The organism is Paenibacillus sp. J22P165 (assembly GCF_059692015.1).
The window spans coordinates 153215-166336 of record NZ_JCAUAP010000001.1; the positions used below are offsets into that span (position 1 = coordinate 153215).

The window sequence follows — 13122 nt, forward strand, 5'->3', positions numbered from 1 at the left end:
GAATAAAAGGGAGGGCAAGCACCCGATGATAACGGTCAGGCATTTACGCAAAACCTTTCAATCTCCTGTCGTCCAGGAAGGGAAGTTCTCGGGGATTCGAACCCTATTTTCTAGGGCATATAAAGAGAAAGAAGCCGTGCGCGATGTCAGCTTCGAGATTGAAACTGGCGAGTTCGTCGGGTATATTGGACCTAATGGGGCAGGAAAGTCGACGACGATCAAAATGCTGACAGGCATCCTGCACCCCACCTCCGGTGAGGTTCTGATTCACGGACGCAGCCCGCAGAAGCAACGGAAGCAGGTTGTTAGGCAGCTTGGCGTTGTCTTTGGACAGCGAAGCCAGCTGTGGTGGGATCTCCCTGTGAAGGATTCCTACGAAATCCTTATCGCGATGTATCGCGTGGAGGAGGCAGATGCTCGCCGCCGCTTAGGAGAATTGTCGGAGCTGTTGGATTTAAAAGAATTTTTAGATACCCCCGTTCGCAAATTATCTCTGGGTCAACGGATGAGAGCGGATCTGGCAGCTTCCATGCTGCATGATCCAGCGATTTTATTCCTAGATGAGCCCACTATCGGCCTAGATGTCGTCGCTAAGAGAAATATCCGCGGATTCTTGCAGACGTTGAATCGGGATTTCGGAAAGACGATATTGTTAACGACGCATGATATGGATGATATTGAGCAGCTTTGTCCAAGGGTCATTGTCATTAATCATGGGCAAATTGGCTATGATGGTTCCATAGACAAGCTGCGTGATCGAATCGGCTTACCGACGATGATGAAAGTATCCTTTCGCGGTGAGATTCGAGTCCCGGCAAGCTGGGAACTGCCGTTCCGCGTAGTCGAGCAAGAAGCGAACTTCTTGACGATTGCCTGCAACCGCCAAGAACTCAAGGCGATGGATGTGCTGCGGATTGTGAGCAGCTGGGGCGACATGGACGATGTACATATGGAAGAACCAGAATTTGAAGAAGTTATTCAGAACGTCTATTTATAGATCAAGTATGGGAGTGGAACGAAGCTATGGCGATAGGGAATGAAGAACGAGAGAGGGAAGCGCAGCGCGTCGCTACAGTTAGAACGAATATTCAGCGGCGAATTGTAGAGCTGCGTCAAACCGTAGATGATCGCAGATCAGAAGCAACGGCTATCGGCCGAAGCTTCTGGGATGATATTTCCGTCAACGCAGACAATGACGATGATTTGATTGAAACGGCTGCGAGTATGGCACAGCAGGAGCACGTGCTGCAAGGGCAAGAGCGAAGCTATCGCTTGGCACAGGATGCACTGCGCAAGTTGGAGCGCGTCGTCGATGCGCCCTATTTCAGCCGAATTGATTTTCAAGAGAAGGGCGAGCAGGAGCGGGAGAAAATCTATATTGGTTTGACGTCGTTCATCGATAGTAAGACTGATGAAATTCTCATCTATGACTGGCGAGCTCCGATCGCCAGCTTGTTCTATGATTATCCGCCGGGGCCGGCGACGTATCGGACGCCAGAGATGGATGTAAGCGGCGAGCTGTGGCTCAAGCGCCAATATATCATCAAGGCCGGCGAGCTGCAGGATGTGTTCGACACAGGTATCTCGATCGGTGATGAGATGCTGCAGAAGATGCTCAGCCGCAGCGCTGACGAGAAGATGAGCTCGATCGTGACAACGATTCAGCGCGAGCAGAACCAGATCATCCGCGATGACCAGCACAAGGTGCTGGTCGTTCAAGGCGCGGCTGGCAGCGGTAAAACGTCCGTTGCGCTGCAACGCATCGCGTACCTGCTCTATAAATATCGGACGACGCTGAGCGCCGATAATATGATTCTCTTTTCACCGAATTCGCTATTCAGCGATTATGTGTCTCGCGTTTTGCCAGAGCTCGGGGAAGCGACAATGCAGCAAACGACCTTCCAAGATTATTTAACTCATAAATTAACCGATACAGGGCTAAAGCTGGAGGATCCATATGATCAGCTCGAGTATATTTTGACAGGCAATGGTCAGGATCACTTGTACGCTGCACGTTTGCAAAGCATTACCTACAAAGCCTCCGAGGCTTTCCTTCGTGTGATTGAAGCATACGGAGAAAAGTTGAAGCTGGATGGGATTCGATTCGTTGATCTGGCTGTGGGCAAAAAGGTACTCATTACGGGGGCAGAGCTTAGTGAACGCTTCTATAGCAAGTCCTCGATACTTGCCATCGGTGAGCGAATGGAGCAGCTGTCGGAGTGGATTTTGGAGCAGTTGGACGTCTTCCAAGCCGATGTGCAAAAACGGTTCTATCGCAAGCTTGTACGTGAACCCAAGTATATGGGCAGCGAGCCGGAGATGAAGAAAATGAGCCGTGTCAAAGCGCACAAAGCGATCACACCGCTCCGGGAAAAAGCGCAAAAGCTAGCCTATGTCGACGTGCTCGGCATGTATAAAGAGTTATTTACGGATACGAGCTTACAGCAGGAGCTGGTGAAGCTAGCCGGTGAGCCATTGCCCGAAGCATGGGCTACGATTAGCGACGTCACAGTAGAAGCGCTGGAGCAAGGTCATCTTCGCTATGAGGACGCAACACCGCTTGTGTATCTCAAAGGACTTGTAGAGGGACAGCTGCGGGTTGGTACAATCCGTTATTGCCTGGTGGATGAAGCACAGGATTATTCACCTTTTCACTATGCCTATTTGAAAAAACTGTTCCCACGCGCCCGCTTTACGCTACTCGGCGATTGGAATCAAGGGATCTTCACGCACGCGAACGCGAATGCAAGTGCAAGTGCAAGTGCAAGCGAAGGCATCGGCTCAAGCGCCGCGCAGCCAGAGCAAAGCTACAGCTCGATTAGCGAGCTGATGGGCGAAGACGAGACGAAGACGATCCGTCTCGTCAAGAGCTACCGCTCCACACGCGAGATCACGGAGTTCGCGTGTCAGGTACTGCCGGGCGGCGAACCGGTGGAACCGTTCAGCCGCAGCGGCGAAGAGCCGCGCTTGCTGCGTGCAGCAAGCGAGCAAGAGCTAATCCGCCTCGTCGCGGAGGCGGCTGCTAGGAGGCAGCGCGGCGGCGCAAGCTCCGTCGCGATCATTTGCAAGACCGAGCGCGAGACGGAGTACGCGCACGGACGATTGAAGCCGCTGCTGCCAGACCTCGCGCGGATCAGCAAAGATACGCTGCACTACGAAGCAGGCGTGATGATCTTGCCGGCGTACCTCGCCAAAGGGCTCGAGTTCGACGCGGTTATTCTCTACAATGCCGGGGCGTCTGTCTACGCGGAGGCGAAGGAACGCAAGCTGTTCTACACGGCTTGCACTAGGCCTCTTCACTATTTAGATGTCTGTTATCTAGGTGAATTAACACCTTTTCTTCCGGGCAAATAGACATCCGTCCATACCCATCCGCCCTGCCTAACATAAGATATAGGGAGCAGCCAAGATGAGGTTTTACCAGGCGGAAGGGGGAACTACCCATGTCAAACGTTGGATATTCCAGCACAGCAGTTATTCTGGTACTGTACATTTTATTGGTTATTATTTTGGCAACATTCTAATAGGAACATGAGCAATAGAAGCCGTTTTCCGGTTACCGGGAAGCGGCTTTGTTGCGTCTATACGCATAAATTTCCAGTTAGGGGAGAACTTAACGATAACTGATGCCATCATTTCCACGTCATACCAAAGCGGGAGAACGCTTATGTTTGTAAATAAACAAATTACTTCCATTCAATTATATGGGATCGTGATCATTGCCATCGCGATAACGAATCATGTGCTACTCATCCCAGTTCTACTGCACTATGGGAAACGAGATTCCTGGTTAGGAGCCTCATTGGCCATTGTCCCAATGCTTGTCTGGACTTGTCTAATCTACTTCTTGGTTAAACGAACTAAACAAGGTGACTTGATAGCATGGATAAGATTGAGGTTGGGAAACTGGGGGGCGTATCTCATTCAATCTCTCATTATCTTGATCTGTTTAACGCATGCCTTAGTCACGATTAAAGATGTCACCATGTGGACTCACGTCACTTACTTGCCAAGAACCCCCCTTTTTATGATTTCATTAATGTTTATCCTATTTTGCTTTTTTGCAGCAAGAGAAGGTATTAAAGCGATTGCGATTGCATCTGGCCTCCTTTTACCAGCTGTTGTTGTTCTCGGTTACTTTGTGATGGGTGCTAATTTTCAATTTAAGGATTACACGCTGCTAACACCACTTTTCACACATGGATATGGTCCGACACTCATGTGTATGTTGTTAACTTGCAGCGCTTCCTTCGAAATATTAAGTATTCTCGTTATGCAGCATCATGTCCGAACGCGGATCCGACTACGAGGACTATTGATTCTTACCACATGTGTAATTGGGCTTACCATCGGTCCACTAACAGGAGCAATCGCTATATTTGGTCCTTTTGAAGCAGCGGATTTAAGGTACCCAGCCTTTGAGCAATGGCGGATGGTGAGCCTTGGAAAGTATATTTCTCATCTAGATTTCTTATCCATTTTTCAATGGATTTCAGGGTCTAGCATGCGGACCTCAATATTGTTGTTTATTAGTTTGGATATGATGAGGATAGAGAAGAAATCTACTAGAACCTATATTCTTATTGGAATTGGCCTAGGTTTATTCGGAATTACCTTGTATCCCGTATCAGATAACGACATGGTGATTTGGCTGCAGAAATATTACTATTCGTTGATGTTTGTAGTCGGTCTATCTCTACTGTTGTTTTTACTTGTAGTTGCTATGCTGCCTATTCGGCGAAAGGAGCAGGATGCTTAAGTGAATGAGCAGGATTTCCGTGAATGGTTTGCCCTTTCAGACGACGTTATTGTGAAAACGTATCCTGTCACGCAAGGGGACAGGGTTGAACGTGTAACGATGGTGTATTGTGAAGGCATGGTAAGAAAGGATATGATCGATGGTCTCGTGCTTCCTAATCTACAGGCGTTTATAAATAGTGATTATTATCAAAATGAAGAAGCTCTTGATATGAGTACATTACTTCAATTGGTCAAGCTCACGGGTAAACATGTCATAGATGATATGAAATTATCTGTTTTTGCGGGTCAGCTAATTTTATTTTTTGAAAATAGCCAAGCGATATACGCACTGGATATTGCCGCTCCTCCGAACCGTACACCTGAAGAATCTAGTACGGAAACGTCGATTAAAGGGCCACGCGACGGTTTTATTGAAGATGTTATCACGAATATCGCCTTAATCCGCAAACGCTTAGCCACATCAAGCTTATGTGTTGAAAAGATACAATTAGGGCGAAGAAGCAACACGGTAGTTGCTTTGCTGTATCTCGGCGATATCATCAATGAGTCGGTCCTGCAAGAGGCAAAAGATCGACTACAATCGATTGATGTCGATGCGGTTATCAGCAGCGCACAGCTCGAGGATGCCTTATCAGGGCGAACCTATTCATTTTTCCCTCTCCTGAATTATACGGGGAGACCTGATTTTGTGGCAGATAGCCTACTTCGCGGCCGATTTGCGATTATCGTGGATGGTTCCCCGATGGTTCTCGTTGCACCAGTCACCTTAACCTATATTCTAAACTCACCTGAAGATGTCCATAATCCCTTCTATTATGTCGCATTTGAGAAATTACTCAGATTAGTCGGTTTGCTCATATCGGTATTGTTGCCAGGTCTTTGGATTTCGGTGTCCAGCTTTAATTTGGACCAAATTCCCTATCAACTCGTAGCCACGATTTCTTCTTCACGATTAGGCTTGCCTTTATCTGGCCCAATGGATTTCATTATCATGCTGATGTTATTTGAATTGTTCCGTGAAGCTGGCGCACGATTGCCCAAGGTAGTTGGACAAACGGTTACCGTAGTAGGTGGATTAATTGTTGGTGATGCGGCGATACGCTCAGGAATTACAAGCCCCACTACCTTGGTAGTTACTGCCCTATCTACGATATCGATGTATACGCTAGTTAATCAAAATCTCGCTGGAACTATTACGGTGTTACGTATTGTTATTCTACTGATCTCCACCATGTTCGGTATATACGGATTCATGATTTCGCTCATGGGCTTAGTTCTTTTGATGTCGACGCTACAGTCATTTGGCGTACCGTATCTAACACCAATTTCACCGCCATTTTTCGGGGAAATGATCACTTCCTTATTTTCGAAGGCTTGGAAGAAGCTTGCACGAAGGCCGATTGAGCTCGATACGAAGGATGATACAAGACAAGGCAGTGAATCTTCATGATGAACATGTGGGTGAAATTAACGGTGGCCGTGCTAGTATTAACTAGCTTGACGGGCTGTTGGGATTTAAAAACGATTCAAGACACAAACTACATGACAGCGATTGGTTTTGATTATAAAGATGGGAAATACATCGTCTACGGACAAATGTTGGATTTCGCAAGTGTGGCCAAACAAGAAGGGGGTCAATCGGCACAGTTACCTTTGATTTGGGTAGGTAAAGAAGAGGGAGCAACTGTTAGCGACGCATTCAATAAGCTCTACCGGACATCCCAGCAACGTGTATTCTGGGGACATGTCGGTGCTTACTTATTTTCCAAAAATGCGTTAAATCAAGGAATAGGCAAATTTACAGACGGAAACGTTCGCTATAGTGAAACGAGATTCACTCAGTGGTTCTATAGTACAGACGAGTCGATTGAGGACATTTTCTCCGTTATTCCCTTTTTCAATGTCTCGCCGATGAGTTCCATCTTAATGCAGCCAACAGATAGCTTTCGACAACGATCTAACATCTCTCCGCATCGGCTGTTTTGGGTGGCTTCGAGATTACGAGAGCCTGGGGATACGGTGATGTTGCCCACATTGGATATTGAAGATGAGGTATGGAGGAAAAATAAAAAGCCAGATCCCAAACTAAGGGTGAATGGCGTTTACGCCTTGAACAAGCACCGTAGTTTGCAATGGTTCTCGGAGGAAGAATATGTTGGTGCAAGGTGGTTAAATATACATACAATTCGTACCCCAATGCTTGTTTATAGAGAGGGGAAACCGGTTCACAACGTGATTATCAAACCGAAGGCTAATATCAAGATACGAGCGGATGGTGAGAAAACCATTTTCGATGTGGAGGTGTTAGCTCCTTCTACCATAGCTGAAATATTCGAAGAGGTGGATGAGGCTGATTTGAAAAAACTGATTGCCAAACAAATAAAGGAAGAAATTGAGATGACCTTTAAACTTGGCAAAAGTAGAGAAATTGATGTGTTTGGACTGGAGCATATCCTTTACAGGAAAGATTTCGCCAGATGGGCCAAACGTACAAATTATGGTGAAAATCCGCTAACCGACTATGAGCTCGGTACCATTCACGTAAAACCCACAATTCTCCACTCAGGCATGTTGAAAACGAATATAAAACAAACACAATATTAGTCAGAAACGAATTAACAAGAAGCTACCCATCGCCGATTAGGAGGGGAGCTTCTTTTTCATTTGAGCTCGTTATTAACCAGTTTAGAAAAATTTAAGAAATGTTTTAGCCCGTGTTAATAGGCGGTTTAGTGGCAATTAAGTCTCGAGGGCTAAGATAGTCAATATGGAAGCGCAAGTAGCGCGGCCAAATTAGAGAAAGCGTATGGATTACGCGGAGGCAGGACGAGATGAATAAGAAGTTAGCGATGTTGGGATTAGGTGTGGCTGTAGGCAGCATGATGCTAGTGACTTCCGTATATGCAGGTGTGGGAGAGGCTCCCGGTTATGAAGCTTTCAAATCAGCAGTGAAACAAACAGCGACAATTAAAAACGTAACGCGTCAGGTCAACGTGTCCTTACAGGACAATGGAGCTTCTCTGCTCCAAGTGAAATCAACGATCAAAACCGGCGGAGCCGATCACGCTGGAAGTGCACAAGTGAATGTACTTAATGGCACGAATGAGCAGCAAACTATTCAATTCTACAGCCAAGATGGCAAGCAGATTGTCAAAACAGCAGATTCTGACGTATACAAAGTCATTGAAGGTGGCGACGCACCGTCAAAGTTCAAAGGGCATAACAAAGGCAATCATACCCCAGACCCTGAAGTCATCAGCGAAGTTGAAAATGTTGTAGACACGCTGGTCGGCAATTTGAAAAATTATGTCACGATGGACGAAACGACAGGAAACGGCAAGGAAATTCATTTCAAGCTTTCCGGCAGCCAAATCTCTCCCGTTGTGAACACGGTAGGTTCGCTCGTGATCAAGCATGGTGTAATGGCCAAAGATGAACCTATGCCAACCAAAGCCAATACGCTCGGTATCGACCTAGCGACACTAAGAAACAGTCTGCCACAGCTTTCTTCCGACATCTCTATGGATGAATTGGAAGTAAATGCGAGCGTTGATGAGGATGATCACATTACGAGTCAGTCAGCACAAATTCATTTGTCTGGTAAAGATGCGCAAGGCACCGAACATGAGGTTGTGCTTCGCATTGACATGACACTCTCCAGCTTGAACTCGACGCTGCCCGATACGGTTGATTTGAGCGGGAAGCAAGTAGAGAATGTGAAATTTGACGAATTATCGGGCCACAAAAACTGGGGCGATAAGCACTAAGCATCACTTAAATCAAAGAGGAGCTGTCAACCTCGGTTGACCTCCTCACTTCCTTATTGAAAGGCGGAGGCCGTGTGAAGCACATCGTTGAGATGAGCCAAGTAACAAAGATTTTCAGTAACCTGCGCGGCATCCATGCGGTTAATATGACCGTGCAGCGCGGTGATATTTATGGCTTTTTTGGGCCGAACGGAGCGGGAAAAACAACCGTCATGAAGATCATGACCGGCCTTTCTCAAGCACAGCAAGGCGAAGTGAAGCTTTTCGGCTACGATGTGAAAACACAGTATGAGCAAGCGATGGCGAAGGTCGGCGTGTTGATCGAGACAGCAGAAGCCTACACCTACATGAGCGGCAGAAGGAATCTGGAGCAAGCAGCGCGATTGTACCCGGAGGTGAGCAAGCAGCGTGTAGATGAAGTGCTGGAGATTGTAGATCTAACTCCTTTTCAGCATGAAAAAGTAGCCGGTTACTCACTGGGCATGAAGCAAAGGCTAGGACTAGCGGCCGCGATGCTTGCTAAGCCAGAGCTGCTCATTCTCGATGAGCCTACGAACGGTCTCGATATTGAGGGCATGGTTCACATTCGTGAAATCATCCTACGGTTAGCACGAGAGGAACGGATAACGTTCCTAATCTCCTCTCATCTCATCCACGAAATGGAGTTAATGTGTAATCGGATTGGCATTATCCATCAAGGAAAGCTTATCCGTGAGGGATTGGTCTCCGATTTGCTCCAAGGCAGCCCCTCATTGGAAGCCGCCTACCTGCGTGAAATTCAAGAAGTCAGGGGGCTAGCCGCGCATGCCTAGCATACTTACAGCTAACGTCTGGAATGAGACGTTGAAACTTGCCTACAAGAAGAAAACCATCTTCTTCCTAGCCGTCACCTTGCTGCTGCCCATCCTAGCAGGCATCTTGCTCTCGAGATTTCAGCAGGGTATCGGTATTGGTGCAATCGCTGCAAAGGATTTTCCGATTGTGATGCTGGGCTTATTCACGACGATTTTCTTGCCTTTGTTCGTGTTTATGGGTGCGGCAGATGTGTTTTCTGGTGAGATGGGTGACCGAACGATGAAAAATATTCTGACCCGGCCACTTTCCAGATTCAAAGTGTTTGCTTCTAAGCAGTTGGCACTCGCGATCTACATTGCGCTCTATTTAATTGTAGCTCTAGTGGCATCCGTAATTTCTGCTCTATTTTTTCAACATTTCGGAGGCATCGGTACCATCTCCAATTGGCTTCTTGCTTATGGCGCGGCCTTTGTACCTCTGCTAGTCTTGAGTATTACAGCGGTCTGTCTGGCACAGTTTTTCTCAAGCAGCAGCTCTGCGTTAACAGTGAGCATTCTGGTATATCTGGCTTTTAAGGTAGTAGCCTTCTTCTTACCACAGATTGCAACTTACTCCCCGACAGCTTACATGGATTGGCATATGCTTTGGGTTGGCGGTTCGATTGTGGGCAGCAAGATCCTTTCGATCTTTATGTTTTTGATAGCGTGCAGTATACTATTTTTTACAGCTGGTTATTATTTGTTTGATAAAAAGGAGCTCTGAACCCGATGTCGATTCGCTTTCGGCTAGTCTTGTCCTATATAGCCATGCTGCTTGTACCGCTTGTGCTTTTCGGGCTAGCCGTCATCCTTATCAGCATCGCCACCTTCGGGAGCCTGAAATCTGGTTTTGAAGTGGACTTCTCCCACGGTAATCCGATCAAGCGCGTCGTTGACCAGGAGTTGGAAAACGTCGCCTATATGAAGGCGAAGATGGATACCGATCCGGATGCTTTCCTGGATGAGGTGTTTGTGAAGGATTTGGAGCAGCGTTTCCACAAAATTAATATGGGTTTGATCATTCGCAAAGAGGAAGCGATCACCTATATCTCGCCTTACATTAAACAGGGAGAAGCGGGGGATACCGCGAAGCTGCCGGCTTTCGGCACATCTTCAGGGAAATTCCAGCGTAATCAAGGTTCTCTGTGGATAACTAGACAGCAGGATTTTTTATTTGCCGATAAAAGCAAAGGGACCGTATTTGTATTCTTGGACGGAGGCCCGTTTCAGAAATATTTGCACCAGTTCTCCAAATCCGTATTCTTAACATTTTTGTTTATCCTCATAGCAACCAATGGCGTGCTGACTTATTTTGTTTCACGCAGCATTATCCGGCCATTGCGAGCACTCAAAAAGGCGACAGAGGAAATTAAAGAAGGGAATCTAGACTTTGAGATTGTTCCACAGGGAAAAGACGAGCTTGGCGAACTTAGTATTGCATTTGAAGAAATGCGCCGTAAACTCAAGAAATCGGTAGAACTCCAGCTCCAATACGAGGAGAATCGCAAGGAGCTCATTTCGAATATTTCCCATGATTTGAAAACGCCGGTCACTGCTATCAAAGGGTATGTTGAAGGCATCATGGATGGCGTTTCGAACTCACCGGATAAGTTGGATAAATATGTTCGAACCATCTATAACAAAGCGGCGGATATGGATCGGCTAATTGATGAGCTATTTCTATTTTCCAAGCTGGATTTAGGTAAAGTTCCGTTTCAATTCGAAACCGTCGATCTAGGACTTTACGTGCAGGATTGTGCGCAGGAATTACAATTTGATATGGAGAAAAAAGGAGTTCAGTTTACACTTACCGATCTGCCGCAAGAGCCGATACTGGTGACAGCTGATCGCGACAAGCTGAGACGTGTGCTCCTTAATATAATAGAAAATGCAATGAAATACAGCGAGGAAGGCAATTGCCAGATTACATTAAGTGTGCAAAAAGAGGGTGATTTCGCCGTCATTCAAATCAAGGATAATGGCCAGGGCATCTCAGAGGAGGCGCTACCGCATATTTTCGACCGGTTCTACCGCGCAGATCCTTCGCGCAATACGGCAACAGGAGGCAGCGGGCTAGGACTCGCTATTGCTAAGCAGATTATCGAAGAACATGGCGGGCGCATTGGGGCAACTAGCGTGGTTGGACAGGGAACCACCGTGTTTATGGCCTTACCACGTCATCAAGGGAAGGGAAGCGAAGCATGAGTCGGATTTTGATTGTAGAAGATGAACAAAGCATTGCCGAGCTCGAACGTGATTATTTAGAAATTAGCGGTTATGAGGTTGATATTGAGACTAGCGGTGATCGTGGACTTGAGCGGGCGCTATCCATTAACTATGATCTCGTGATTCTCGATCTGATGCTTCCGATTATGGATGGCTTTGAAATTTGCCGACGTATTCGCAGCGTGAAGGATATTCCTATCGTCATGGTTTCAGCCAAAAAAGAAGACATCGACAAGATACGCGGCCTCGGTCTTGGCGCCGACGATTACATGATTAAGCCATTTAGCCCAAGTGAGCTAGTGGCTAGAGTGAAAGCCCATTTGGCCCGCTATGAACGGCTGATGGGGAAACGCGAGTCGAGGAACGATGAAGTTCGTATTCGTGGTTTGATGATTGATAAAACAGCGCGGCGCGTGTTCGTGAATGACAAGGAAGTTATGTTTACGACCAAAGAATTTGACCTGCTGACCCATCTGGCGATGAATCCGAATCGGGTGTATAGCAAAGAGCAATTATTCGATCTGTTATGGGGTATGGACGCGATGGGGGAGATTGCCACAGTAACCGTACATATTCGTAAGCTTCGGGAGAAAGTGGAGCAAGATCCCTCCAATCCACAATATATTGAAACGATTTGGGGAGCGGGCTATCGATTCCGAATCTAACTAGCTAAGCTTGGGAGAGTTAACAAACTCATCTCAGGCTTTTTTGGTTGTCGGCATAAACATATTTCTAATTCGCAAATGGTTATTTACTTCGTTACTTTGTTAAGATATTGTAAAGGTGACTTAACAAGAGGAGCAGGCGATGATGGAATTTACTGTAGATCTACATATTTTAATGAAACTAGGGATTTCAGCAATTTTTGGATTAATTATTGGATTGGAACGGGAAATTAGAAATAAACCGCTCGGGCTTAAAACATCGCTTGTCATTTGCTTAAGCAGCTGCTTACTGACAATTGTATCCATTGAATCGGCGAACAAGTACGCAGTTGCTGGTTTGCATGTGATGGATCCCATGCGGTTAGCGGCGCAAGTGGTCAGCGGGATCGGTTTTCTCGGAGCAGGTGTTATTCTGCGCAAGCACAACGATGTCATTATCGGACTGACGACGGCTGCGATGATTTGGGGCGCTGCAGGGCTAGGTATTGCAGTTGGGGCAGGGTTCTACATTGAAGCGTTTTTCGGACTTCTGCTTATTCTCATTAGCGTAATCGTATTGCCTTACTTTATTAAAAAAATGGGACCTAGACCGCTGATCATGAAAGATCTGCGTGTACGACTTATCGTATCCCATGACGGAAACCTAACAGCGATTATCAAAGAGATTATTGGCAAAGGGTACAAAATGAAAAGCGTTCACATCAAAGAGTTGAACCAAGAGCTGCAAGAGCTCAATTTCATCGTGTATGTGGATCGCAAATATGCTTCCGAAGTGTTCGATGAAATGAAAAGCATGGCCTATATCGAAATCGCCGAAGTTGAAACGCTGTAAGAAGAGGACCGGATCGTTGCCGCAGGGCTGCTTTCCGG

General features: G+C 46.7%; 11 protein-coding genes. All 11 read left to right on the forward strand.

The genetic code is table 11. The features are described 5' to 3' along the window. Positions 1-25 precede the first annotated feature (25 nt). The 11 genes from AC58QM_RS00675 (at position 26) to AC58QM_RS00725 (ending at position 13084) form a co-directional block, all read left to right on the forward strand. A complete protein-coding gene (locus AC58QM_RS00675) occupies positions 26-997 on the forward strand; it encodes an ABC transporter ATP-binding protein (RefSeq protein ID WP_497280508.1) in 972 nt (323 codons plus the stop codon). 26 nt (positions 998-1023) lie between these two features. Further along, positions 1024-3354: an RNA polymerase recycling motor HelD gene (gene helD / locus AC58QM_RS00680; protein ID WP_497280510.1), complete on the forward strand. Its 2331-nt coding sequence runs from the start codon at positions 1024-1026 to the stop codon at positions 3352-3354. Between the two features lie 313 nt (positions 3355-3667). Then, entirely contained in the window at positions 3668-4759 is a 1092-nt protein-coding gene (locus tag AC58QM_RS00685) for a GerAB/ArcD/ProY family transporter (RefSeq protein ID WP_497280512.1), read from the forward strand. Next, positions 4760-6211: a spore germination protein gene (locus tag AC58QM_RS00690; RefSeq protein ID WP_497280514.1), complete on the forward strand. Its 1452-nt coding sequence runs from the start codon at positions 4760-4762 to the stop codon at positions 6209-6211. Next, on the forward strand, positions 6208-7365 hold the full coding sequence (locus AC58QM_RS00695) for a Ger(x)C family spore germination protein (protein ID WP_497280516.1): 1158 nt from the start codon (positions 6208-6210) through the stop codon (positions 7363-7365). Before AC58QM_RS00690 ends, AC58QM_RS00695 begins: the two co-directional genes overlap by 4 nt. 227 nt (positions 7366-7592) lie before the next feature. Continuing rightward, entirely contained in the window at positions 7593-8528 is a 936-nt protein-coding gene (locus AC58QM_RS00700; protein ID WP_497280518.1) for a hypothetical protein, read from the forward strand. Positions 8529-8602: 74 nt separating this feature from the next. Beyond that, on the forward strand, positions 8603-9340 hold the full coding sequence (locus tag AC58QM_RS00705) for an ABC transporter ATP-binding protein (protein WP_497280520.1): 738 nt from the start codon (positions 8603-8605) through the stop codon (positions 9338-9340). Continuing rightward, a complete protein-coding gene (locus AC58QM_RS00710; protein WP_497280522.1) occupies positions 9333-10085 on the forward strand; it encodes a DUF2705 family protein in 753 nt (250 codons plus the stop codon). Before AC58QM_RS00705 ends, AC58QM_RS00710 begins: the two co-directional genes overlap by 8 nt. 5 nt (positions 10086-10090) lie before the next feature. Further along, a complete protein-coding gene (locus AC58QM_RS00715) occupies positions 10091-11566 on the forward strand; it encodes a sensor histidine kinase (protein ID WP_497280524.1) in 1476 nt (491 codons plus the stop codon). After that, a complete protein-coding gene (locus tag AC58QM_RS00720; protein ID WP_497280526.1) occupies positions 11563-12252 on the forward strand; it encodes a response regulator transcription factor in 690 nt (229 codons plus the stop codon). Before AC58QM_RS00715 ends, AC58QM_RS00720 begins: the two co-directional genes overlap by 4 nt. A 145-nt stretch (positions 12253-12397) precedes the next feature. Continuing rightward, positions 12398-13084 (forward strand): MgtC/SapB family protein, encoded by a 687-nt coding sequence (locus tag AC58QM_RS00725; protein WP_497281551.1) that lies wholly within the window; start codon positions 12398-12400, stop codon positions 13082-13084. The last annotated feature ends 38 nt before the right edge of the window (positions 13085-13122 follow it).